Raw genomic sequence first — 22370 nt, 5'->3', positions numbered from 1 at the left:
TGCGAGGAGAGGGCGCCACCATGAACGTTCAGAACCCGACCCATGCCGGCGCCGCCAAGGCTGAGAGCGCCATCGCGACCGGCTACATGTCCGGCTTCGGCAACGGCTTCGAGACCGAGGCGCTGCCGGGCGCCCTGCCGCTCGGGCGCAACTCGCCGCAGAAATGCGCCTATGGGCTCTATGCCGAGCAGCTCTCCGGCTCGCCCTTCACGGCGCCGCGCACCACCAATGAGCGCTCCTGGCTCTATCGCATCCGGCCGACGGTCGCGCATTGGAACGAATTCCGGAAGGTCGATGCCGGGTTCTGGCGCACGGCACCGGCCCGCGAGGTCGACATGCCGATCGCGCCGCTGCGCTGGAGCCCGATCCCGATCCCGTCGGAGCCGATCTCCTTCGTCGAGGGCATCCGCAGCATGACCACCGCCGGCGACGCCGGCAGCCAGGGCGGCATGGGCGCGCATGTCTATCTGATCACGCGCTCGATGGTGGACGCGTATTTCTACAATGCCGATGGCGAGATGCTGTTCGTGCCGCAGCAGGGGGCCTTACGGCTCTGGACCGAGTTCGGCATCATCGACATCGAGCCCGGCGAGATCGCCGTGATCCCGCGCGGCGTGAAGATCCGCGTCGAACTCCGGGGCGGGCCGGCGCGCGGCTATATCTGCGAGAACTATGGCGGCGCCTTCACCTTGCCGGAACGGGGGCCAATCGGCGCCAACTGCCTGGCCAATCCGCGCGACTTCCTGACGCCGGTCGCAGCCTTCGAGGATCGTGATGCACCTTCGAAGATGTATGTGAAATGGGGCGGCAATCTCTGGGCCGCCGAGATCGAACATTCGCCGCTCGACGTCGTCGCCTGGCATGGCAACTACGCCCCGTACAAATATGATCTCAGGCGCTTTTCGCCGGTCGGTCCGATCCTCTACGACCATGCCGACCCGTCGATCTTCACGGTGCTGACCTCGCCCTCGGAGACGCCCGGCACCGCCAATATCGACTTCGTCATCTTCTCGGATCGCTGGCTGGTGGCCGAGAATACCTTCCGGCCGCCCTGGTACCATATGAACGTGATGAGCGAATTCATGGGGCTGGTCTACGGCGTCTATGACGCCAAGACCGGCGGCGGCTTCGTGCCGGGCGGCATCTCGCTGCACAACACCATGCTGCCGCATGGGCCGGACATGGATGCGTTCGAGAAGGCGAGCAATGTCGAGCTGAAGCCGCACAAGCTCGAGGGCACGCTGGCCTTCATGTTCGAGACGCGTTTTCCCCAACAGGTCACGGCCTTCGCCGCCGGTTCGGATGCGCTCCAGCGCGACTATGGCGGCTACGGCCACAAGCTGACCAAGCATTTCGATCCGAACAGGCCATGAGACGTCGCCGACGCCTGCGGCAATGGGCGTCATCCCGGACAAGCTGCGCAGCAGCGCCGATCCGGCATCCATCATAGAACTCTGCGCTCTACGATGGATCCCGGGGCAAGCCCGGGATGACGGCGCAGTTTCGGGAGAGCCCGGCCAGATTTCCGGCGCCGGTCCTTGAATCAGGAGAGGGCACAAATCCGCCCAAGCGCGATTCGCATAAGGTATATTATGGAACTAATTCTGATGCGAATGCCGCCTGAGATGCTGGATATTCAGGCCGGAACCGAGATCGTCATCCCGTCGTATGCCACCTCTGCAATCCCGGCCAAGCGCATGCTCAGGCTGGCATAATCCAGATCGACATGGAGGTTGGTCAGGATCGCGCGGCGCGGCTTCAGGTGCGCGATCGCTTCCAGCGACTGGGCCAGATGGAAATGGCTGACATGCGGCGTCTCACGCAGGCAGTCGAGGATCAGTACGTCGAGATCGGCCATGGCCTCCATCGCGGCCGGCGGGATCAGGCTGACATCCGGCAGATAGCCGAGATCGCCGAAGCGGAAGCCCAGCGCCTCATAGTTCGGTCCGTGCTCGACCCGGAACGGCAAGGCCGTGATCGGCCCGCCTGCGCCGTCGATGGTCTGCGGCCGGCCGGCGCTGATCTCGTCGAGATCGATGATCGGCGGATAATAGCTGCCCGGCGGCGTCTCGAAGAGATAGCCGAAGCGCGAACGCAGCGAGGCTTGCGTCGTCTTGTCGGCATGGACGCGGATGCGCTGCCGCATATGCAGGACGAGCGCGCGCAGGTCGTCGATGCCATGGGTATGGTCGGCATGGTCATGCGTCATCAGCACGCCGTCCAGCGCCGGGACCTCGGCCGCGAGAAGCTGCTCGCGCAGGTCCGGCGAGGTATCGACCAGCACGCGCGTCGTTCCATCCGGGCCGATGCGCTCGACCAGGATCGAACAGCGCCGGCGCCGATTCTTCGGCTCGGCGGGATCGCAGGCGCCCCAGCCGGCGCCCGGCCGTGGCACGCCGCCGGAGGATCCGCTGCCGAGAATGGTGACGGTGAGCGTCATGGCGCCGGGTCAGGCTACCTGCGCGACCGGCGCGGCGTGATCCATCTTCCAGTAGCAGCGCCGCGCGTTTTCCGTGGTGATCTTGGCGATCTCGTCGAAAGACACGCCAATCGTCTCGCCGAGAACCTTCGCCGTTTCAACGACATAGGCCGGCTGGTTGCGCTTGCCCCTGAACGGCACAGGCGCGAGATAGGGCGCATCCGTCTCGACCAGCAGGCGCTCGCGCGGCACCATCCGGGCGATCCGGCGCAGGTTCTCCGAGGTCTTGAAGGTCAAGATGCCCGAGAAGGACACGTAGAGCCCGAGCTCGACACCCGCCATCGCCAGCGCTTCGCCAGCGGTAAAGCAGTGCAGGATGGCGGGGAAGGCGCCCTTCCCCATCTCCTCGCGCAGGATTGCGATCATGTCGTCATCGGCCTCGCGGGAGTGGATGACGAGCGGGAGCTGCGTGATCCGCGCCGCAGCGATATGCGTGCGCAATCCCTGGGCTTGCGCCGCGCGCGGGCTCGAATCGTAGTGATAATCGAGCCCGGCCTCGCCGATGGCGACGCAGCGCGGATGGCGCGACAACTCCACGAGGCGCTCGGCCGTGACGTCGAGCTCCTCATGGGCCTGATGCGGATGCGTGCCGACCGAAAACCACACTGACGGAAAACGTTCCGCCAGCGCGGCATAGTCTGCGTAGCGTGCGACCCGCGTCGAGATGGTCACCATCCGGCCGACGCCGGCTTCCTCTGCCCGCGCGACATAGGCCGGCAAGTCCTCGGCGAAATCCGGGAAGTCGAGATGGCAATGCGTATCGATCAGCATCACAAAACCTTAGGTGCTGTTGACATGTGATCACAGCGGTTTCGAGCACCGCCCTTGTCATTCCGGGGCGCGCCGAAGGCGCGAACCCGGAACCCACGACTGGGTGAAACAGCTTGGGCCTCTCTTGGAACCAGCTCGCTCGGTCGTGGGTTCCGGGTTCTTCGCTTCGCGAAGCCCCGGAATGACAAGGGTGGTTCGCACCCGCCTTAGGCGGCCTGGCCGTCCTCGGGCTCGACATAGCGCGGAAAGATCGCGCTCGGCGCAGGCAAAGCAGTGCCGCTGACGAGACGATGCCCTGCGCCGAGCGCCGCGAAGCTGCGGGTCTCGGGCGCGACGCCCAGCAGGTCGAGCAGCTTGCCCGCGGCCACCGGCATGACCGGCTGCACCAGGATCGCGACCTCGCGCAGCACCTCGATCGTGACATAGAGGATGGTGTCACGGCGGGCCGGGTCGGTCTTGGTCAGGCGCCAGGGCTCATTGTTGGCGAAATAGCGGTTCGCCTCGGCAATGAGAGCCCAGAGATCGGCCAGCACGGTGTGAAGGGCGAAATCCTTCATCGCCTCGCGCGCCTTGGTGAGCGCCGTGTCGGCCATGGCGAGCATGGCTTCGTCGGCCTCGTTCAGCGTGCCGCGCGGCGGCACCCTGCCCTCGCAGTTCTTGGCGATCATCGACAGCGAGCGCTGCGCCAGATTGCCGAGATCATTGGCGAGGTCGGCATTGATGCGCCCGACGATGGCGTCGTGGCTGTAATTGCCGTCCTGGCCGAAGGAGACCTCGCGCAGGAAGAAATAGCGCAATTGATCGACGCCATAGGTCTCGGCGAGGCCGAAGGGATCGACGACGTTGCCGAGCGACTTCGACATCTTCGTGCCCTTGTTCAGCAGAAAGCCGTGGCCGAAGACGCGCTTCGGCAGCGGCAGCCCCGCCGACATCAGGAAGGCCGGCCAGTAGACCGCGTGGAAGCGCACGATGTCCTTGCCGATGATGTGGACATCGGCCGGCCAGTAATGCGCGCGCGGGCTTTCCGGATCGGGGAAGCCCGTCCCGGTGACGTAGTTGTTGAGCGCGTCGACCCAGACATACATGACGTGCTTCGGGTCGCCCGGCACGGGCAGGCCCCAGTCGAAGGTCGTGCGGCTGATCGAGAGATCCTCGAGCCCACCCTTCACGAAGGAGGCGACCTCGTTCTTGCGCGTCTCCGGCGAGATGAAGTCCGGCACGTCCTCGTAGAGCTTCAGGAGCCGGTCCTGATAGGATTTGAGGCGGAAGAAATAGCTCTCCTCCTCGACCCATTCGACCGGGGTGCCCTGCCCGCCCAGGCGCGTGCCGTCGGGCTGGAGGGTGGTCTCCTCCTCGCCGTAGAAGGCCTCGTCGCGCACCGAATACCAGCCGGCATATTTGGCGAGATAGATGTCGCCATTGGCTTCCATCCGCCGCCAGAGTTCCTGGGTCGAGGGCAGATGGTCGGCATCGGTGGTGCGGATGAACCGGTCGAAGGAACAGCCGAGGCGCTGCTCCATCTCCTCGAAGCGCGCCGCGATCTTGTCGACGAACTCCTTCGGCGAGAGGCCGTTCTGCGCCGCCGTGCGCTGGACCTTCTGGCCGTGCTCGTCGGTGCCGGTCATGGCGAAGACGTCGTAGCCGTCGAGCCGCTTGAAGCGCGCGATCGCGTCCGACGCCACCATCTCATAGGCGTGGCCGATATGCGGCGGCCCGTTGGTGTAGTGGATCGCGGTCGTCAGGTAGAATTTCGGGGCCGTGGCCATCGTCTGTCCGAAAGCTTCGCTTCACGCTGCGCGCGAGCGGGACACCGCAGACGACAGATCATGAAACAGGGTCATCACGAGCGGGCGGCGGTCGAGATTATAGGTCTCGACCTCGCGCGCCTGCTGTCCAAGCTTTTCCCATACCTCCGCCAGCGGTGCAAGGCGCGCCGGTTGCGCCGCAGCATGCGCGTGGAGATGGTCGCTGATCCAGCCCTGGATCGTCTCGATCATCACCGCGAAGTCGCGCTCGCCCGCCTTGCCGGCGACATCCTCGGCCAGCGCCATCAGGGCCGTGAGGTCGATCTGCGGGAGAGCGTCGAGCCGCGCCCTCACCGCCTCGACCAGCGCCAGCGTCTCGGGATCGACATAGGTCAGCGCGCGCCGCACCGAGCCTTCGGACAGGCCGGAGGCCCGGCGCAGGGCCGAGCCGTCGAAGGGCATCTCCATGCGCTCCAACGCGAGCTTGCCGGCTTCGCCTACATCGGCCTCGGCCAGCGGGTCGAAGGTCAGCAGCCGGCAGCGCGAGCGGATCGTCGGCAGCATCCGGCCGGGGGCATGAGCGACGATCAGGAACAGCGCCCGCGGCGGCGGCTCCTCCAGGAGCTTGAGCAAGGCATTGGCGGCCGAGCGTTCCATGTCCTCGGCCGAGTCGACGATGCAGACGCGCCAGCCGCCCTCGGCCGCGCTCGACCCGAAGCGATCGATCACGCGCCGGATGGAATCGACCGGGATGTTGCTCGTGTAGCTCTTGCCGTCCGGCTTCTGAATCCGGCGCAGCACATGCAGGTCGGGATGCGACTGCGCCATTACCCGCCGCGTCGCCGGGTCGTGCTCCGGCATCGAAAGATCGGCGCTGCGGGCCGCCCTCGCCTGCGGATCGCCCACCGCCAGCAGGAAGCGCGCGGCGCGATAGGCGAAGCTCGCCTTGCCGATGCCTTCGGGCCCACCGAGCAGCCAGGCATGATGCATGCGGCCGGACGCCAGCGCGTCGAGGAAGGTCCGTTCGCGCGCGGCATGGCCGACGAGCGCCAGCGTCTCGCGCGGATGCGGCGCGTTTGGCAGCCGGTCGGGTTCGTCGCTGGTCGGTAGCATCAGACTTCCGGATCGATGGGCAGGCGCTCGCGCAGGATATGCCACGCCGCCTCGGCGAGCGCCTCGGGAGGCAATGTCGCATCGAGCACGGCGCAGCGCTGCGGCTCGGCGCTCGCGATATCCAGATAAGCTTGGCGCAGATTGCGATGGAAGGCCAGCGTCTCGCCCTCGAAACGGTCGATCGCCTCGCCCGGCCGGCGGCGCTTGGCGGCGCGGGCCAAGCCGATCTCGGGATCGAGATCGAGGATCAGCGTCAATTCCGGCATCAGGCCGGAGATCGTCACGGCCTCGAGCTCGGCCAGCACGGCGCGGTCGAGCTTGCCGAGCACGCCCTGATAGACCCGCGTCGAATCGATGAAGCGGTCGCAGATCACCCATTCGCCGCGTTCCAGCGCCGGGCGGATCAGGCTGTCGATATGGTCGATCCGCGCGGCCGAGAACATCAACGCTTCGGCGAAGGGGCCATAGTCCCGCGCCTGCCCCGCCAGGATCATCTCGCGGATGGCTTCCGCCTTGGGCGAGCCGCCGGGCTCGCGCGTCGTCCGGGCTGTAAAGCCGGCCGCGTCGAGCCGCTCGCTGAGCGCGCGCGCCAGCGTCGACTTGCCGGCGCCCTCCCCGCCTTCGAGCGTGATGAAACGTCCCCTGCTCACGCGACCTGCTCAGCTCCGGCTCAAGGCCTTGCGGACCCAGCCGGTCGTCGCCTCGAGCAGCGCGTCGAGCGCGCGTGACTGCAAGGTGCCGGCCTGCACGCTCTCGGCCGCGTAGAGGGGTAAGTCCAGCGTCTTGATGTCGCCGCGCGTCACCACGAGCCGCGCCACCTCCGCACCTTCCTGGACGGGCACGGTCAGCGGGCCACGATAGATGATCCGGGCCGCCAGCCGCTCCGTGCTGCCGCGCGGCAGCAGCAGGCTGACGGCGCTCTTGCTCCTGAGCCCGACGCGCCCCTTCTCGCCGCCATAGACGCTGGCCTCGCCCACGGTCTCGCCGGCGGCGAAGAGCTGGCGCTTTTCGAAGGCGCGAAAGCCCCACTCCAGCAGCTTGCGCGCTTCCGTCGCCCGGTCGCGCGCCGTCTTGATACCGTTGACCACGACGATCAATCGCTGGCCGTTCTGCACGGCTGAGCCGACGAGGCCGAAGCCCGACTCGTCGATATTGCCGGTCTTGAGTCCGTCAGCGCCGATATCCATCGTCAGCAGCGGATTGCGGTTCTGCTGGCGGATCTTGTTCCAGGTGAATTCGCGCTGGCCGAAGATCTTGTAGAGTTCGGGATAGGTCTTGATGATGTGGTCGGCGAGGAGGGCAAGCTCGCGCGCCGTCACCCGCTGCTGTGGATCGGGCATACCGGTGGCGTTGCGGAAGACGGATTTCGTCAGGCCGAGCCCCCTCACCCGCTCGGTCATGATCCGCCCGAAGGTCGGCTCGTCGCCGGCGATGGCCTCGGCCAGCGCGATCGAGGCATCGTTTCCGGACTGGACGATGATGCCCTGCAGGATGTCGGAGAGCTTGATCCGGCTGTTGATGATGGCGAACATCGCCGAGCCGCCGGACGGAGCACCGCCCTTGCGCCAGGCATTCTCGGAAATGCTGATCTCACTATCGAGCGAGAGCCGGCCGGCAGTGATGTCCTGGAAAGCGACGAGCACCGTTGCGAGCTTGGCCATGCTGGCCGGGACCATCAATTCGTCGGCAGCCTTCTCGTAGAGCACCGCCCCGGTCTCGGAATCGAGCAGAACGGCGAAGGGCGCCTGCGACTGGAAACTCTGGGCGAAGGCTATCGGGCCGAAGCAGACGAGCCCGAGCAGGAAGACAAGGCCCGCAGCCAGCCGGCGGACCGCCTGCGGCGGCGCGACAAACCCTGGCTGACGGCGAAAGGCGCTCATGCCTCGATGTGAAGCAGAGCGCCCGCCATCAGGTCAAGCCGGAGATCAGTTCCGCGCGAGCGGCTGCAGGGTCTGCGGCGCGAGCTTGTTGAGCGGATGGGCCTTGGCGAAGCGCTCGCCCGCGCCCTTTTCCGGGGCGGCGAACAGGCTGGCGCGCATCGGCGGCAGGGTCGTGCGCAGCGTCGCGGGAACCGCGACGGGCTTGGCCGCGTTGGCAATGGTATCGAGATCGAACGGCCGGTTCGGCGGCAGCGGAGCGGCGCGCATGGACGGCGCTTCGACCGGCGTCGAGACGGTCGAGGCCAGAGTCGCGGCAATCGGGGTGGAGGGCGTGATCATGCGCGGCTGCTGCGGCGCATAGGCCTGCACGACCGGCGTGACGACAGGAGCAGGCTCGGGCTCGACGGCCGGCTGCGCGTCGACATCGACGCTGCGGGTGCGCGTGGTCGGGACGGGCTCGGTGCTCGCGACCATGGTCCGGGCGCTCGTGCCCGGGATCGGCGCCGCAGAGCCATCGGTGCGAAGCGTGGCGAGAAGGAGCTTGTCGTCGGAACCGCCGAGCGAGGCCTGGCCGAGATACTCCATCTTGATCCGCGCCGTGCCGAGATGGCGGAAGGCAAGCGCATCGGCCGTCGTCTGCGAGAGATCCATCATGCGGCCGCCATGGAAGGGGCCGCGGTCGTTGACGCGCACGATGATCGAGCGGCTGTTCATCAGGTTGGTGACGCGGGCATAGGCCGGCAGCGGCATGGTCGGGTGCGCGGCGGAGACGCTGTAGCGATCATAGACCTCGCCATTGGCGGTACGCCGGCCATGGAAGGCCTCGCCATACCAGGAGGCCGTGCCGACCTGGGTGAAGCCGACCGGCTTCTCGAACGGGGTATAGCGCTTGCCGGCCACGGAATAGGCCTTGCCGACGAGCTGGCGTCCGCCACCCTTCGGCACCTCTTCGCCCTCGGCCACGACGCGCTGGCTGGCGGCGCCGTATTTCGATTGCGGGAAGGCGCCGATTTCCTTGGAGCGGCGGCCGGCGGTCTGGTTGCCGGCGCAGTTGGCCGCGAACAGCCCGACGAGAACGACGCACCCCATCCGGACGACGGCAGGCATGGAAGAAGACGCAGGCATCGGTCCGGACGTGGTGGAAGCGGGCTCCCGGGCCGAAAAGCGAGCGTCTCGTGTCATTCCGCCAATTCCGCTTTCTGCGCCAAAAACCATTCTGTCGGCTCGCCGCAATAGGCAGCAGAGCCGAGTTTTCGGCCAATTCCATTAAGGGATCGTTAAGCTGCTAAAATCCGCCGGAAAGCGGACCATTGAACAGGCCATCCCTGCGCCGTTAGGCCGCGACAGGAGCGTTTGAAAAAGGGCACATGTCAACGCCGAGGCGATCGCGGTCGCCATTTTTCTGTGCAGCGTGACCATCAGGACACGGTCCATGCAGGGCTCGAAGAGGCCTCGAAACCGGCTCATCCGCGACGCGCCGTCACAGTTCGCGCATCAAGGCAGCGCCCTCGCCTTTGCTCGCGCTAGCCTGCATCTTCCGCTTGCAAATCGCCTCATCGACCGGCATTGAACGCTCGCCGGAAGGGTGGCCGAGTGGTTTAAGGCAGCGGTCTTGAAAACCGCCGTGGGTGCAAGCCCACCGTGGGTTCGAATCCCACCCCTTCCGCCATTGCTTTTGCGGCATCTTATTGATTTTTAAATAGAATTTGAGCTCTGGAGCGCTTAAGGCGCCGGCTTCCACCCCAACATTTGTTGCCGCTCACAACCCCCTTGTTGTGTCAGCCTCTGGTTCCTCCGGAGGTAAGCGATTCGGATTTGCGCCCCACGCGGACATTGGCGATCACTCGGAAGCGAAATTTCGTGGCCACGCACCGGGGGCGGTCCTCTCCGCTTCGACGGCTTTAGCCGATTGCTTGGCTGGCAAGCGCTATTCGGCGCGGGCCGGTCGCCGATCTCGGCGTAAACGGTGGTCGCCCCAGCCCCATCGACGTGGCGCTGTCGTGGATTTGCATGCCGCTCCCGACCAGGAAGTTCGTGAAGACGGTATTGCTGGCCGGAGTGTCGGCACGCAGAAAGCTTCCCGCATGAGCCTCGACATGGGGACGCGAGACGGCGATTGCATCATCCTCGCTCGCGGCGATGATCGGGCCGATGACGTGCCCCCGGCCGAAAGGCCGGCACAAGGCGAAGGCCACGATCTCGTCATTGCGGACGAGGACCTGCCCTCGCGACGCAGGCAATAGGGCCTGGAAGACGGCAGAGCGGTCATGGCCGGTCGCGGCCTGATCGAGCCTCAGAAGGCTGCCGTGATCCTCGGCGGCGAGAGGGCGAATCGCGCCGTCCACCTTCGCCGAAGATACCGTCATTCCGGGAACCAGCGCCTCCGGCGTTGCTTCTCCCTGGCATCGCAGAATCTTCTGCTCGTAACCGTATCCGAGCGAGCGATAGAGTCGCTTTGCCTCTCGCGTCGCGTTGAGGCCGAAGACGGCGCCCTTGTTCAGCTCATGCGCCTTTTCCATGAGCCAGCTCCCCGCCCCCTGCTCCTGCAGGCGAGGCAGGGTGATGAGCATGCAGATCATGACGAAATCCGCGTCATAACGCAGCCACATCACGGTTCCGACCACCCGCCCGATCTCGTCGACGGCGGCGAGCCCCTGCCCGAGCTCGAGCAGCATCTGCCAATCGCTGTCCCGATGCGGCCATCCCACCGAGACGGAAAGCGCGTGCAGCAGCTTGGGATCGACCTGCTTGATGTCGCACAAGGTGAGCTCGAACGTGTCGATATGCAGTCGAGCGATCGTCTCCAAAGCGCGGCCTCCGCCGTGTCCACGGCTCTGCCCGGCCATGGGCTCCGGCCGGGTTACCGATAGGTTGTAAACCAATCCTGCAACAGGAAGCACCGTTCTTCCTGGGCATTTCAGCAGGGAACTGCGTCAGAGGGCGACGAAACGATCCGATCACTGGCGCGCCGCCCTTATCCTGTCGCGACGCAGCTGGAATCGGAGCCGTCCGTGACGCCGGAAGAGATCCTGAAGACCCTAATAGGGTTCCCCTCCGTGGTGGGGCAGCCAAACGCCGCCATCGCAGGCTGGATCGCGCAGTATCTCGGCGATTTCGGCATCGAAGCGCATCTCCTCATCGGCCCCGAAGGCGACCGGGTGAACCTTTTCGCGACGATCGGCCCGCGCGACGTTCCCGGCCTGGTCCTGTCCGGCCATATGGATGTCGTCCCGGCACAGGAGCCGCAATGGAGCGCTGATCCGTTCCAGTTGCGCGCGGACGGCGACAAGCTGCTCGGCCGCGGCACGAGCGACATGAAGGGCTTTCTCGCGACGGCGCTCGCGATCGTCCCATCGCTCATTGCCCTGAAGCCCGCCCGGCCGATCCATCTCGCCTTCTCCTATGACGAGGAGGCCGGTTGCCGCGGCGTTCCCCATCTCCTCGAAGCGCTGCCTTCGCTCTGCGCCCTCCCCGCTGCAGCCGTGATCGGCGAGCCGAGCGGGCTCAGACCGATCCTCGCCCATAAGGGCAAGGCGGCCGCGCGCGTCGAGGTTCAAGGCCGCTCGGGCCATTCCTCCCGCCCCGATCTCGGCCTCAACGCCATTCATGCGATGGGGCGGATAATCGCCGCCGCAGAAGGCGCAGCGGCGAAATTGAGCGAAGGACCGCTCGATCCCGTCTTCGAACCACCCTGCTCCACCGTCCAGATCGGCACGATCCGCGGCGGCGACGCCGTGAATATCATCCCGGAGAGCTGCATCGTCGAGATCGAGGCCCGCGCCATCGCCGGCGTTTCGCCGGCAGCCTTGCTCGAACCGGTTCGCGAGGCGCTCGAAGGCCTGAGGGCGGAGGGCTTCGGGACGAGCTGGCAGCCGATTGCCGGCTATCCCCCGCTGTCGCTTCCCTCAACAGCGCCGATTGCCACGTTGATCAGCCGGATCACAGGCGAAACGCCCCTGGCGGCGGTCAGCTACGGCACCGAGGCCGGTCTCTATCAGGCTGCTGGGATCGACGCGATCATCTGCGGACCGGGCGACATCGCCCGTGCCCACAAGCCGAACGAATACATCACGCGTGGCGAGCTCGCGGACTGCGTCGGCATGCTCGAACGGCTCTGCGTGCAGTTCGCGCGCGAAACACCCTGATCTCCCGGTCTTACGGAGCTCGCCTTGACCTTCCTTTTCAATTCGACTGACGAGCGGGCGCGGGTGTTCGCAGCGCGTTTTGCCGAGGAACTGCCCGATATCCGCTTCATCAGAAGCAGCGATCCCTACGATCCCGCCGATATCCGCTACCTGATCACCTGGACGGCCCCGGAGAATCTCGAGCGCTTCTCCAATCTGGATATCCTGTTCTCGATCGGGGCAGGCATCGACCAGATGAACACGGATGGCTTGCCGGCCGAGGTTCTCGTCGTCCGCATGGTCGAGGACGGCATCACCCGGATGATGCAGGAATACGTTACGCTCGGCGTGCTCGCGCTGCACCGGCAATGGCCGCTCTACCTCGCCCAGCAGAGAGCAGCGCATTGGGAGCCCTACGATCTCGTATCCGCTACCGACAGGCGGATCGGCGTGCTGGGGCTCGGCATGATGGGATCGGCGGTGATCGAGCGCCTGAAGCCTTTCGGCTTCCCGATCTCCGGCTGGAGCCGCTCGCCGCGCACGATCGATGGGATTCGCTGCCTGCATGGAGAGGCCGGCCTCTCCGCCCTGCTCGCCGAAACCGACATCCTGATCTGCCTGTTGCCGCTGACCCCGGAAACATCAGGCATTCTGAATGCCGGGCTCTTCGCGCAGCTGCCTGCCGGCGCCGGCCTCGTGCATGTCGGTCGCGGCCAGCATCTCGACCATACCGCGCTTCTCGATGCCCTCGATAGCGGTCACCTCTCGGGCGCCGTCCTCGATGTCACCGAGCCCGAGCCGCTGCCGGCCGATCACCGCCTGTGGAGCCATCCCGGCGTGATCCTGACGCCGCATATCGCCAGCAAGGTCGAAGCCGCGCCGGCGGCCAAGGCGGTCATCGAGAATCTCCGCCGTCATCGCTCCGGCCTGCCGCCGATCGGCCTCGTCGATCGCAGCCGTGGCTACTGAATTTCTCCAGCCCCGAACGAAAGGCTTTCCATGTCCCTTCTCATCAAGCTCGACCTTGCGCCCACCGGCGAGCCCAAGCACGCCAAGGCTGCCGCTGACCGCCTGATCTCCGGCGATCCCTCGTTCAAGACCTGGACCCAGGACCAGTCCCGCAACGAGCCCGTGCGCACCGGCGTCTGGGAAGCGACGCCCGGCGAAACCCGCTCGATCAAGGGCGAGACGGTGGAGTTCTGCTACATCCTCTCGGGTGTCATCGAACTGACCGAGGAAGGCCAACCGCCGCGCATCTTCCGGGCTGGCGACAGCTTCGTGATGAAGCCGGGCTTCGTCGGCGTCTGGAAGACCATCGAAACCGTCCGGAAGATCTACGTAATCGTCGGCTGATCCGAGCCCGCCGAAGAATCGGCCGCCCGGAGCCCCGCAAACAGGATTTCCGGTCGGCCGAGGCGCCGTCACAGGCGTAAACTTCGGGCCGGGCGGAATTAGGCTTGGGCGGCCACCATCCGGAGATGCGCCCTTGTCGCTGAGTTTCGATCCCGCTTCGGTCACGCTCCCGTGCGGCCATTTCATCGGCGGCGAATGGGTCGACGCCAGGGACGGCATCGATCTGCATCGTCCATCCGATGCGATCGCCTTTGCCGCCTGCCCCGTCGCCGATGCGGACCTCGTCGATCACGCCGTGTCGGCCGCCAAGCAGGCGCTTGCGAGCAGCGGTTGGGGGCGCCTGGCACCGCGCGAGCGTGCCCGCGCGCTCCACCGCTGGGCCGATCTCATCGAGGCGGAAGCGGAAACGCTCGCGCGGCTGGAGGCCATCGCCTCGACCCGCCCGATCTCCGAGCTGATGGCTGGCGACGTCCCCGTCACGGCTGAGCAGATCCGCTTCTTCGCCGAATTCGCCGACAAGGAAGGCGGTGATCTCGTTCCGACCGGCGCCGACAGTTTCGGCATGATCGCGACCGAGCCTTATGGCGTCGTCGGCGCCATCACGCCCTGGAATTTCCCGATCAACATGGCCGGCTGGAAGCTCGGCCCCGCACTCGCGGCCGGCAATGCCGTCGTGCTCAAGCCCTCCGAGATGACGCCATTCGCGACGCTCTACCTGGCACAGCTGTCGGTAAGGGCCGGATTGCCGCCGGGCCTGATCAACATCGTGCTCGGCGATGGCCGCACGACCGGCACCGCGATCACAGGCCATCCCGATATCGCCAAGGTCAGCTTCACCGGCTCGACCGCAGCCGGCGCCGCCATCATGGAGAACATCGCCCGCACCGGCATCAAGCCGATGACGCTGGAGCTCGGAGGAAAAAGCCCGCAGCTCGTCTTCGCCGATGCCGACCTGCCGCAGGCCGCGGCCGCCATCGCCCGCAGCATCCTCAGCAATGCCGGCCAGGCTTGCGTCGCCGGCTCGCGCCTGATCGTGGCGGATAGCGTCGCGGAGGAGCTGGTTGGGCTCATCGTCGAACGGATGCGTGCGGTCCACCCAGGCCCGACCTGGGATGCGGCGAGCGCTTATTCGCCGATCATCTCGGAGCGGCAGATCGGCCGCATGGAAAGCATCGTCGATGCGGCAGTGGCGCGCGGCGCCACCTGCCGGCTGGGTGGTGAACGCCTCGACCATGCGGGCTATTTCTACGCCCCCACCGTACTGGAAAGGGTCGACGCCACCTCGCCTGCCGTGACCGAGGAAATCTTCGGGCCAGTCCTGACCGTCCAGACCTTCCGCGAGGAAGAGGAAGGGCTAGGGCTCGCCGATCACCCGACCTACGGGCTCTGTGCGGGTCTCTACACGCGCGACCTGTCGCGAGCGCTGCGCGCCGTCAACCGCCTGCAGGCCGGTACGGTCTGGGTCAATCGCTACGGCCGCTCGCGCGACCACATCCTGCCGACCGGAGGCTACAAGCAATCCGGCCTCGGCAAGGACTTGGGGCGCGAGGCCTATCTCGCGAACCGCAAATCGAAAAGCGTCCTGATCGCGCTGTGAGGAGCCTCCCCGTGAAATCCTACAAGATCGCCCTGATCCCGGGTGACGGCATCGGAACCGCCGTCACCGAGGCCGCCTGGGAGGTGCTCGGCCGCGCAGCGCATGGCGGCGGCTTCAGGCTCGAAGGGACGACCTTCCCCTGGTCCTGCGACTTCTACGAGAAGACTGGCGCGATGATGCCGGCCGACGGCATCGAGACCTTGCGCGGCTTCGACGCGATCCTGCTCGGCGCGGTCGGCTGGCCCAAGCGCGTGCCGGATTCGGTCTCGCTGCATGGGCTCCTGCTGCCGATCCGCAAGGCCTTCGTGCAATACGCCAATATTCGCCCGCACCGCCTGCTGCCGGGCGTCGAGGGGCCATTGCGTGCCAGCGCCTTCGACATCCTCTGCATCCGCGAGAACACCGAGGGCGAATATGCCGGGGCCGGCGGGCGCGTCCATAACGGCACGGCCGACGAAGTCGCCGTCGAGACCTCGATCTTCACGCGCAAGGGCGTCGAGCGCATCCTCCGCTTCGGCTTCGAGCAGGCGCGCAAGCGTCGCGGCAAGCTCGCCTCGGTGACCAAGTCGAACGCGCAGAAATACTCGATGGTGTTCTGGGACGAGATCACCGCAAGGCTCGCCGTCGAATATCCGGATGTCGAAGTGGCGAACTACCATATCGACGCCATGGCGGCACGGATGGTGATGGCGCCCGAGAGCCTCGACGTAGTGGTCGCCTCCAACCTCTTCGGCGACATCCTGACCGATCTTGGCGCGGCCATACAGGGCGGCCTCGGCTTCGCCGCTTCCGCCAACATCAACCCTGAGCGCAGCGCGCCCTCGATGTTCGAGCCCGTGCATGGCTCGGCACCCGACATCGCCCATCTCGGCATCGCCAATCCGATCGCCGCGATCTGGTCGGGCGCGATGATGCTGGACCATCTCGGCGAAGCCGGCGCGGCAAAGGCCGTGATGACGGCGATCGAAGCCGCCACGGCCCGCCGGATCGGCACCGAACCGGGCAGGCACAAGACCCAGGACATTACCGCCGCCGTGCTTTCGGCACTCGGCTGACGGAGACCGCAATCATGGCCATCGAAGCCCTTCGCGACCCCACCCTGCTGCGCCAGGCCTGCCTCGTCGGCGGCAACTGGCAGGCCGCCGCCTCAGGCCGCACGCTCGACGTCATCGATCCGGCGACGCAAGCTGCCATCGGCTCCGTGCCGGATGCCGATGGCACCGATACGCGCGCCGCAATCGAGGCCGCAGCAGCGGCCTTCGGCGCCTGGCGCGCCAGGCCGAATGCCGAGCGCGCCGCTCTGTTGGAGGCCTGGCATGCACTGATGCTGGAGCATGTCGAGGATCTCGCGCTGATCCTGACGCACGAGCAAGGCAAGCCGCTGGCGGAGGCGCGCGGCGAAATCCGCTACGGCGCTTCCTTCGTCAAATGGTTCGCAGAGGAAGCCCGGCGCATCGACGGGGCGACGATCCCCGCCCCGACCGCCGACAGGCGCATCATCGTGATGAAGGAGCCGGTCGGCGTCTGCGGCATCGTCACGCCCTGGAACTTTCCCAACGCCATGATCACCCGCAAGGTGGCACCGGCCTTGGCGGCGGGCTGCACCGTCGTGATCAAGCCGTCGGAGCTGACCCCGTTCTCGGCGCTGGCCCTCGGCGTTCTGGCCGAACGGGCCGGCATCCCGGCCGGCGTGATCAACATCGTCACCGGCATGCCCACCGCGATCGGCGCCGAGCTCACCGGCAATCCGACCGTCCGCAAGATCTCCTTCACCGGCTCGACGCGGGTGGGGGCACTGCTGATGCGACAGGCTGCCGACGGCATCAAGCGGCTCAGCCTGGAGCTCGGCGGCAACGCCCCCTTCATCGTCTTCGACGATGCCGATCTCGACCTCGCGATCGAGGGCGTGCTTGTCTCCAAGTTCCGCAATGGCGGCCAGACCTGCGTCTGCGCCAACCGTATCCTGGTGCAGGACGGCATCTATGATCGCTTCGCCGACAGGCTTGCGGCCCGCGTCGCGGCGATGAAGGTCGGCCCCGGCACCGATGCCGGCGTCGATATCGGGCCGATGATCAACAGAGCCTCGATCGAGAAGATCGAGCGCCATGTCGACGACGCTCTGTCCAAGGGCGCCCGGCGCCTAGCCGCCGCGGCCGACATGCCGAGGGGCGCCCAGTATGCGACGCCTCTCGTGCTGGGCGATGCCACCATCGAGATGCAGCTTGCCGGTGAGGAAACCTTCGGCCCGGTCGCGCCGCTGTTCCGTTTCGGCAGCGAGGACGAGGCGATCCGCATCGCCAACGGCACGCCCTTCGGGCTCGCCGCCTATTTCTTCACGCAGGACATGCGGCGCTCCTGGCGCGTCGGCGAGGCGCTCGAATTCGGGATGGTGGGCTTGAACACCGGCGCGATCTCGATGGAGGTCGCGCCCTTCGGCGGCGTCAAGCAATCGGGTCTCGGCCGCGAAGGCTCGCGGCTCGGCATCGAGGAGTATCTCGAGGTCAAGGCCTTCCATATCGGCGGGCTCGGCTGACCCGCACAGAAAAAGGCGCCGGAGCATACCCGGCGCCTTCTGACCTTTCACGGCAAAGCCGACGACCTACTGAATGCGGTCGAGCGCCTTGTAGTAGAGCCCGACCAGCGGCAGGAACCAGGGCTTGCCGAAATGGCCGGGCACGGCCGGCCAGGCGAGGCCCTCGAGCGGGTTGCGGTTGGGACGGCCAAGGATCGCATCGGCCATGATCATGCCGAGATGCGTCGACATCTGTGCGCCATGGCCGGAATAGCCCATCGCATACCAGACGCCGTCCTCGTAGCCGGCGCGGGGATAGCGGTCCTTGGTCATGTCGACCAGCCCGCCCCAGCAATAGTCGATCTCGACATCCCTGAGCTGCGGGAAGATGCCGGCAAGGCTCGCGCGCAGGATGGCGCCGCTCTTGGCGTCCGAGGTCTGGTCCGATGTGGCGGAGAAGCGCGCCCGCCCGCCGAAGATCAGCCGGTTGTCCGGCGCCAGGCGGAAATAGTTGCCGATATTGAGCGAGGTCACGGCCGTACGGTTGCCTGGCATGGTCGCTGCGACCTCGGCCTCGCTCAACGGCCGCGTCGCGATCAGGAATGAGCCGACCGCGATGATCCGGCGCCGGAACCAGGAGAAGGGCCCGGAGGTATAAGCCCCGGTCGCCACCAGCACGTCCTTGGCCGAGACGCTTCCGCGCGGTGTCTGGAGGACGTGCCGTCCCCCCTCCTCCCGCCGCTCGGTCACGGGTGCGTGCTCATGGATCAGCGCGCCGTGCCGGGCGGCCGCCGTGGCCAGGCCTGTCACGAAGCGGCCCATATGCATCATGGCGCTCTTCTTCGAGAGCATCGCGCCATGGAACGCGTCGGAGCCGACCTCGCCCACGAGCTCGGCCCGGCTCAGCATGGCCGTGTCGGGATCGGCCTCGCGATGCAGCACCTCGAAGTTGCGGGTGAGCGAGGCGACGTGCTCCGGCTTGGAGGCGAGCTTGAGCTTGCCCGCCCGCCGGAAGGAGCAGTCGATGCTCTCCTCGGCGACGATCCGCTCGATCGTATCGACGGAATCGTCGAAAGCCTTGTAGAGGGCCACCGCGCGCTCGGTGCCCAGCGCCGACTTGGCGGCGATGAAGCTATGGGCGAGGCCGTTGTTGAGATGGCCGCCATTGCGGCCCGAGGCTCCGTAGCCGACGCTTTCCGCCTCCAGCACCACGACCTTCGCGCCGGCCATGGCGAGCTGGCGCGCGGCGGCGAGACCGGTGAAGCCACCGCCGACGATGGCCACGTCGTACGAGCCTTCGACCGCCCCCCTGACGGCGCCGGTGAAACTGCTGGCCGTGTCATGCCAATAGGATTTGAACTGCATCGGCCGGGGCCTCAGAGTCCGAACACGCCGGGCAGGCCCGAGATGTCCTTGATTTCGGTGTAGCCGTAATAGGGGTTCGCCGGTTCGTGCCCGCGATTGACCCAGACCTTGTTCCTGATCCCGAGGTCATGCGCCGTCATCAGGTCATAGCGGAACGAGGACGAGACGTGGCAGACGTCTTCCGGGCCGCAGTCCAGCATGTCGAACATGTACTCGAAGCCCTTCATCCGCGGCTTGTAGGATCGGGCCTGCTCGGCGGTGTACACCGCATGGAAGGGCGCGCCGAGCCGGGCGACGTTATGCGGAATCTGGTCGTTATCCGCATTGGATAGAATGACGAGCGGAATTTCCTTCGCCACCTTGGCAAGGCCTTCCGGCACGTCCGCATGCGGACCCCAGGTCGGCACCTGCTCGTAGACCCAGCGCGCATCCTCGGGGCGGAAGGCGACGCCGTTCCGGCGGCAGGTCCGCTCAAGCGAATTGTAGACGACCTCCTCATAGGGCTTCCAGTCGCCCAGGATTTCGTCGAGCCGATAGGCCGAGAAATTCGTGATGAAGGTCCGCATCGCCGGCTCGTCGAGCTTGTCGCCGTACAAGGCGCGCGCGGCCTTATCCATCGCGAAATAGATCAGCGTGCCATGGCAGTCGAAGGTCACGAATTTGGGCTTGATGACGGTCATCCGCGGAAATCCCCTGTGGCAAAACGGTTGTATCCGTTGCCGGAGATCATAGCGGCGGCCAGAACGGTGCGAGCACCGCATTGCCTGCGGCGGGAAGCACAAACTGCCGTCCGCCCGTGAGGCTATGGCAGAGAGTTCCGCCTGCATCGCAGCGGAGGCCCGCCTCGCCTCCCAATCACCGGCTTCTTCCCGCCCGTCGTGGCATTCCATGCGGTCGCCGCGCATTCCTACGGCCAAAGATATCGCCCGACAGCCTTCCTCAGGAGCAACTGCGCCGGCACGCACCCTATCCATGATGCAACGGATACGAAGCGAAGCATCATGGACCAGGAAACGATCGATCTCGTCGCCTTCGACGAACGCCATCTCGATGGAGCCGTTCTGCTCTCGCGCGAGGCGGGCTGGCCGCACCGGCGCGAAGACTGGGCGATGCTGCTCGCGCTCAGTCACGGCTTCGTCGCGCTCCAGGGCGATGCCGTGGTCGGCACGGCGTTTCTGACGCCGTTCGGAGACGACCGCGCAACCATCAACATGGTGATCGTCGCGGCCAGCATGCGCGGACGCGGCCTCGGCCGGAAGCTCATGGATGCCGCCCTGCAAGCCTGCGGCGCGCGTGAATGCCGCCTCACCGCAACCGCGGACGGCCTGCCTCTCTATGAGAAGCTCGGGTTCGAGACGACCCACGAGATCCGCCAGCATCAGGGCATTCCCACTCCGTCGCCGGCGGATGCGGTGAACGACGCCGTCAAGCTGGATTGGGTCGGTCCGGAGAGCTTCCCTTTGATCGCGGCGCTCGACCTCGAGGCGCAAGGGATGGATCGCCAGCCTCTGCTGAGTCTCCTGACCGAAGCCGGGCGAATGGTCGTCCTGCGCGAAGCCGACCGGGTCGTCGGCTATGCCGCGCTGCGCCCGTTCGGCCGCGGCGAGGTGATCGGCCCGGTCGTCGCGAACACCTTGGAACAGGCGCAGAGCCTCATGAGCTTCCTGATCGCCAGCCGTCCCGGCGCCTTCCTGCGCGTCGACACGGCCGAATGGCCCGCGCTTTCGCCATGGCTTTCCGCTCGCGGCCTCGCGGGCGTCGGCGGCGGCATCGTCATGCGCCGCAACGGGGCAAGCCGGCAGCCGCTCGGCCCCGCCAAACCCTTCGCTCTCGCCAGTCAGGCGCTCGGATAAGCTGGAGAACCGCCATGTTGAGCAATTCCCTGATCGAACTCGATCGCGAACACTGGATTCACCCGGTCGCCTCCTATCGCGGCCATGAAAAGGCCGGCGTGCGCGTGCTGCGCTCCGCGAAGGGCGCGACCATCACCGACGCGTCCGGCAAGCAGCTCATCGACGGCTTCGCCGGGCTCTGGTGCGTGAATGCCGGCTACGGCCATGACAGCATCGTCGAGGCCGCGGCGAACCAGATGCGCGAGCTGGCCTATGCGACGGGCTATTTCGGGCTCGGCTCCGAGCCCGCGATCCGGCTCGCGGCCGAGCTCGCCGAGCGTTCGCCGGGCGATCTCAACCGCGTCTATTTCACGCTGGGCGGTTCCGACGCGATCGACAGCACGGTCCGCTTCATCCGCTACTACCAGCAGGCTCGCGGCAAGCCGCAGAAGGACCAGTTCATCTCGATGGAGCAGGGCTATCACGGCTCCTCGACCGTCGGTGCCGGCCTCACCGCCCTGCCCGTCTTCCATGCCGGCTTCGGCGTTCCCTATGACTGGCAGCACAAAATTCCGTCGCACTATACTTATCGCAATCCCGTCGGCTCCGATCCGGCCGCCGTCATCGCCGCCTCGCTGGCGGCGCTCAGGAGCAAGGTCGAAGCTGTCGGCGGTGCGGATCGCGTCGCAGCCTTCTATTGCGAGCCGATCCAGGGCTCCGGCGGCGTGCTCGTCCCGCCGCCCGGCTGGGTCAAGGCGATGCGCGAGCTCTGCCGCGAGCTCGACATCCTCTTCGTCGCCGACGAGGTGATCACCGGCTTCGGGCGCACCGGCCCGCTCTTCGCCTGCGAGGGCGAGGACATCGTCCCCGACCTGATGACCGTCGCGAAGGGGCTGACCTCGGGCTATGTGCCGATGGGCGCCGTGCTGATGTCGCAGAAGGTCTACGACGTCATCGCGGACGGCTCGGGCGCGGCGGCGGTCGGCCACGGCTACACCTATTCCGCCCATCCGGTCAGCGCCGCTGTCGGCCTCGAGGTGCTCCGTCTCTATGAGAACGGTCTGCTCGACAATGGGCGCAAGGCCGGCACGCGCCTGATGGCCGGCCTCGAAAGCCTCCGGGACCATCCCCTCGTAGGCGAGGTGCGTGGCCGTGGCCTGCTGGCCGCCGTCGAACTCGTGACCGACAAGGTCAGGAAGACGCCTCTGCCGGCCGCTGCCGCACCGGCCCAGCGCGTTTTCGACCGCGCCTGGGACAAGGGTCTCGTCATCCGCGCCTTCGGCAACGGCGTGCTGGGCTATGCCCCGCCGCTGTGCTGCACCGATGCCGAGATCGACGCGATCGTCGAACGGACCCGCGCGACGCTCGACGAGACACTGGCCGACCCGGACGTGCGCGCCGCGATGGCGTGACGCCGAGAGGCTCGGTGAAGGAGGGGCGGACGTTGGGTCAATCCCGCGCCCGCTCCCCGAAGCCGAGATTCCGCGAAGGCTGCGAATTCGGAATTTTGTGCCGCGCGGTTTTCGACATTCAGCGTATCCGGCGAGCCAACAGTGGGAAACTCCCTCATGGCCGACGGAGACCGGCCGAAGGGAACAG

Annotated in this window: 19 protein-coding genes and 1 tRNA gene; 10 read left to right on the top strand and 10 right to left on the bottom strand. The window is 66.6% G+C overall.

What is annotated here, in order from left to right; all coding sequences use genetic code 11:
* The first annotated feature begins 20 nt into the window (after positions 1–20).
* Positions 21–1373, top strand: coding sequence for a homogentisate 1,2-dioxygenase (gene hmgA / locus AC6RIC_RS14695; protein ID WP_499732883.1), 1353 nt, complete (start codon positions 21–23; stop codon positions 1371–1373).
* A gap of 263 nt (positions 1374–1636) precedes the next feature.
* On the opposite strand, the gene AC6RIC_RS14690 is transcribed toward hmgA, so the two are convergent.
* From AC6RIC_RS14690 to AC6RIC_RS14660, 7 genes are all read right to left on the bottom strand, one after another.
* Complete coding sequence (locus AC6RIC_RS14690; protein ID WP_454656951.1) at positions 1637–2440, bottom strand: MBL fold metallo-hydrolase; 804 nt, start codon at positions 2438–2440, stop codon at positions 1637–1639.
* A 9-nt stretch (positions 2441–2449) separates the two neighbouring features.
* Positions 2450–3250: a TatD family hydrolase gene (locus AC6RIC_RS14685; RefSeq protein ID WP_499732882.1), complete on the bottom strand. Its 801-nt coding sequence runs from the start codon at positions 3248–3250 to the stop codon at positions 2450–2452.
* A 206-nt stretch (positions 3251–3456) separates the two neighbouring features.
* Positions 3457–5016 carry a methionine--tRNA ligase gene (gene metG, locus AC6RIC_RS14680; RefSeq protein WP_499732881.1) on the bottom strand — a complete coding sequence of 520 codons (1560 nt, stop codon included), beginning with the start codon at positions 5014–5016 and terminating at the stop codon, positions 3457–3459.
* A 21-nt stretch (positions 5017–5037) separates the two neighbouring features.
* Complete coding sequence (locus AC6RIC_RS14675) at positions 5038–6108, bottom strand: DNA polymerase III subunit delta' (RefSeq protein ID WP_499732880.1); 1071 nt, start codon at positions 6106–6108, stop codon at positions 5038–5040.
* Entirely contained in the window at positions 6108–6758 is a 651-nt protein-coding gene (gene tmk, locus AC6RIC_RS14670) for a dTMP kinase (RefSeq protein ID WP_499732879.1), read from the bottom strand. Before tmk ends, AC6RIC_RS14675 begins: the two co-directional genes overlap by 1 nt.
* Positions 6759–6767: 9 nt before the next feature.
* Entirely contained in the window at positions 6768–7988 is a 1221-nt protein-coding gene (locus AC6RIC_RS14665) for a D-alanyl-D-alanine carboxypeptidase family protein (protein ID WP_499732878.1), read from the bottom strand.
* Between the two features lie 45 nt (positions 7989–8033).
* The gene (locus tag AC6RIC_RS14660; protein ID WP_499732877.1) at positions 8034–9095 is read right to left on the bottom strand and encodes a septal ring lytic transglycosylase RlpA family protein; all 1062 of its coding nucleotides are present in this window, start codon (positions 9093–9095) and stop codon (positions 8034–8036) included.
* Between the two features lie 472 nt (positions 9096–9567).
* Here AC6RIC_RS14660 and AC6RIC_RS14655 point away from each other — a divergent pair.
* Positions 9568–9657, top strand: a tRNA-Ser gene (locus AC6RIC_RS14655).
* 232 nt (positions 9658–9889) lie between these two features.
* Here the strand turns inward: AC6RIC_RS14655 and AC6RIC_RS14650 are convergent.
* Positions 9890–10795: a GNAT family N-acetyltransferase gene (locus AC6RIC_RS14650; protein WP_499732876.1), complete on the bottom strand. Its 906-nt coding sequence runs from the start codon at positions 10793–10795 to the stop codon at positions 9890–9892.
* 204 nt (positions 10796–10999) lie between these two features.
* Here AC6RIC_RS14650 and argE point away from each other — a divergent pair, with 204 nt between their 5' ends.
* The 6 genes from argE to AC6RIC_RS14620 all read left to right on the top strand — a co-directional run bounded on the left by argE (position 11000) and on the right by AC6RIC_RS14620 (position 17595).
* Positions 11000–12133, top strand: coding sequence for an acetylornithine deacetylase (argE, locus tag AC6RIC_RS14645; protein ID WP_499732875.1), 1134 nt, complete (start codon positions 11000–11002; stop codon positions 12131–12133).
* A 24-nt stretch (positions 12134–12157) separates the two neighbouring features.
* The gene (locus tag AC6RIC_RS14640; RefSeq protein WP_499732874.1) at positions 12158–13081 is read left to right on the top strand and encodes a 2-hydroxyacid dehydrogenase; all 924 of its coding nucleotides are present in this window, start codon (positions 12158–12160) and stop codon (positions 13079–13081) included.
* A 30-nt stretch (positions 13082–13111) separates the two neighbouring features.
* A complete protein-coding gene (locus AC6RIC_RS14635; protein ID WP_499732873.1) occupies positions 13112–13465 on the top strand; it encodes a cupin domain-containing protein in 354 nt (117 codons plus the stop codon).
* Between the two features lie 133 nt (positions 13466–13598).
* A complete protein-coding gene (locus AC6RIC_RS14630; protein ID WP_499732872.1) occupies positions 13599–15062 on the top strand; it encodes an aldehyde dehydrogenase family protein in 1464 nt (487 codons plus the stop codon).
* 11 nt (positions 15063–15073) lie between these two features.
* On the top strand, positions 15074–16117 hold the full coding sequence (locus AC6RIC_RS14625; protein ID WP_499732871.1) for a tartrate dehydrogenase: 1044 nt from the start codon (positions 15074–15076) through the stop codon (positions 16115–16117).
* 14 nt (positions 16118–16131) lie between these two features.
* Positions 16132–17595, top strand: a complete 1464-nt coding sequence (locus AC6RIC_RS14620; RefSeq protein ID WP_499732870.1) for an NAD-dependent succinate-semialdehyde dehydrogenase — start codon at positions 16132–16134, stop codon at positions 17593–17595.
* 66 nt (positions 17596–17661) lie between these two features.
* On the opposite strand, the gene AC6RIC_RS14615 is transcribed toward AC6RIC_RS14620, so the two are convergent.
* Together AC6RIC_RS14615 and AC6RIC_RS14610 are read right to left on the bottom strand one after the other, a co-directional pair.
* Positions 17662–18939, bottom strand: a complete 1278-nt coding sequence (locus tag AC6RIC_RS14615) for an NAD(P)/FAD-dependent oxidoreductase (protein ID WP_499732869.1) — start codon at positions 18937–18939, stop codon at positions 17662–17664.
* An 11-nt stretch (positions 18940–18950) separates the two neighbouring features.
* Positions 18951–19619 (bottom strand): haloacid dehalogenase type II, encoded by a 669-nt coding sequence (locus AC6RIC_RS14610; protein ID WP_499732868.1) that lies wholly within the window; start codon positions 19617–19619, stop codon positions 18951–18953.
* 321 nt (positions 19620–19940) lie between these two features.
* Between AC6RIC_RS14610 and AC6RIC_RS14605 the strand changes: the two genes are divergently transcribed.
* Complete coding sequence (locus tag AC6RIC_RS14605; protein WP_499732867.1) at positions 19941–20792, top strand: GNAT family N-acetyltransferase; 852 nt, start codon at positions 19941–19943, stop codon at positions 20790–20792.
* A 14-nt stretch (positions 20793–20806) separates the two neighbouring features.
* A complete protein-coding gene (locus tag AC6RIC_RS14600; protein WP_499732866.1) occupies positions 20807–22183 on the top strand; it encodes an aspartate aminotransferase family protein in 1377 nt (458 codons plus the stop codon).
* The last annotated feature ends 187 nt before the right edge of the window (positions 22184–22370 follow it).

This window comes from Allobosea sp. TBD101 (genome assembly GCF_059817965.1).
This window is presented reverse-complemented; position numbering and strand designations above follow the sequence as displayed.

Excerpts from the sequence above, each read along its gene's own strand:
- hmgA (WP_499732883.1), top strand. The coding sequence starts at position 21 with ATGAACGTTCAGAACCCGACCCATGCCGGCGCCGCCAAGGCTGAGAGC.
- AC6RIC_RS14690 (WP_454656951.1), bottom strand. The coding sequence starts at position 2,440 with ATGACGCTCACCGTCACCATTCTCGGCAGCGGATCCTCCGGCGGCGTG.
- AC6RIC_RS14685 (WP_499732882.1), bottom strand. The coding sequence starts at position 3,250 with ATGCTGATCGATACGCATTGCCATCTCGACTTCCCGGATTTCGCCGAG.
- metG (WP_499732881.1), bottom strand. The coding sequence starts at position 5,016 with ATGGCCACGGCCCCGAAATTCTACCTGACGACCGCGATCCACTACACC.
- AC6RIC_RS14675 (WP_499732880.1), bottom strand. The coding sequence starts at position 6,108 with ATGCTACCGACCAGCGACGAACCCGACCGGCTGCCAAACGCGCCGCAT.
- AC6RIC_RS14665 (WP_499732878.1), bottom strand. The coding sequence starts at position 7,988 with ATGAGCGCCTTTCGCCGTCAGCCAGGGTTTGTCGCGCCGCCGCAGGCG.
- AC6RIC_RS14660 (WP_499732877.1), bottom strand. The coding sequence starts at position 9,095 with ATGCCTGCCGTCGTCCGGATGGGGTGCGTCGTTCTCGTCGGGCTGTTC.
- AC6RIC_RS14635 (WP_499732873.1), top strand. The coding sequence starts at position 13,112 with ATGTCCCTTCTCATCAAGCTCGACCTTGCGCCCACCGGCGAGCCCAAG.
- AC6RIC_RS14620 (WP_499732870.1), top strand. The coding sequence starts at position 16,132 with ATGGCCATCGAAGCCCTTCGCGACCCCACCCTGCTGCGCCAGGCCTGC.
- AC6RIC_RS14615 (WP_499732869.1), bottom strand. The coding sequence starts at position 18,939 with ATGCAGTTCAAATCCTATTGGCATGACACGGCCAGCAGTTTCACCGGC.
- AC6RIC_RS14610 (WP_499732868.1), bottom strand. The coding sequence starts at position 19,619 with ATGACCGTCATCAAGCCCAAATTCGTGACCTTCGACTGCCATGGCACG.
- AC6RIC_RS14605 (WP_499732867.1), top strand. The coding sequence starts at position 19,941 with ATGGACCAGGAAACGATCGATCTCGTCGCCTTCGACGAACGCCATCTC.
- AC6RIC_RS14600 (WP_499732866.1), top strand. The coding sequence starts at position 20,807 with ATGTTGAGCAATTCCCTGATCGAACTCGATCGCGAACACTGGATTCAC.